The 868-nt window shown below is 62.9% G+C and carries 1 pseudogene; it reads left to right on the top strand.

Features of this window, described 5'->3' with window-relative positions:
* Positions 1 to 868: pseudogene (locus AWB83_RS35675) on the top strand (ESPR-type extended signal peptide-containing protein); the annotation flags it as partial.

Below are 868 nucleotides of genomic sequence, written 5' to 3'. Positions count from 1 at the left end.
CAGATCAACAACGTGTACAACACGGGCACGAAGTACTTCCATGCGAACAGCACGGGTGTAGATTCGACGGCCACGGGTGTGGATTCTGTTGCGATCGGCTCGGGTGCGGTGTCGACCAACAAGGGCGACGTGGCACTGGGTGCGGGTTCGACGACGGCGGCAGTGGTGAACACCACGAGCGCGACGATCGGTGGCACGGCGTACACGTTCGCAGGCAGCAACGCGACGAGCACGGTGTCGGTGGGGGCGGCAGGCAAGGAGCGCACGATCACCAACGTGGCAGCGGGCCGCCTCTCGGCCAGCTCGACCGATGCGGTGAACGGCTCGCAGTTGTATGCAGCGGATCAGGCGATCAATCAGAACACGTCGGATATCTCGAACGTGGCGGGCAGCGTGACCAACATCGGCGGTAACGTGACCAACCTGAACAATCAGATCAACAACGTGTACAACACGGGCACGAAGTACTTCCATGCGAACAGCACGGGTGTAGATTCGACGGCTACGGGTGTTGACTCGGTGGCGATCGGCTCGGGTGCGGTGTCGACCAACAAGGGCGATGTGGCACTGGGTGCGGGTTCGACGACGGCGGCAGTGGTGAACACCACGAGCGCGACGATCGGCGGCACGGCGTACACGTTCGCAGGCAGCAATGCGACCAGCACGGTGTCGGTGGGCGCAGCAGGCAAGGAGCGCACGATCACCAACGTGGCGGCGGGCCGTGTGAGCGCCAACTCGACGGACGCGGTGAACGGCTCACAGCTGTACGCAGCGGACCAGGCGATCAACCAGAACACGTCGGATATCTCGAACGTGGCCGGCTCGATCACCAACATCAGCGGCGGCATCACCAATATCCAGGGTGATA

This window comes from Caballeronia ptereochthonis, assembly GCF_001545075.1.
In the GTDB taxonomy this organism is placed as follows: Bacteria; Pseudomonadota; Gammaproteobacteria; order Burkholderiales; family Burkholderiaceae; genus Caballeronia; species Caballeronia ptereochthonis.
This window is presented reverse-complemented; position numbering and strand designations above follow the sequence as displayed.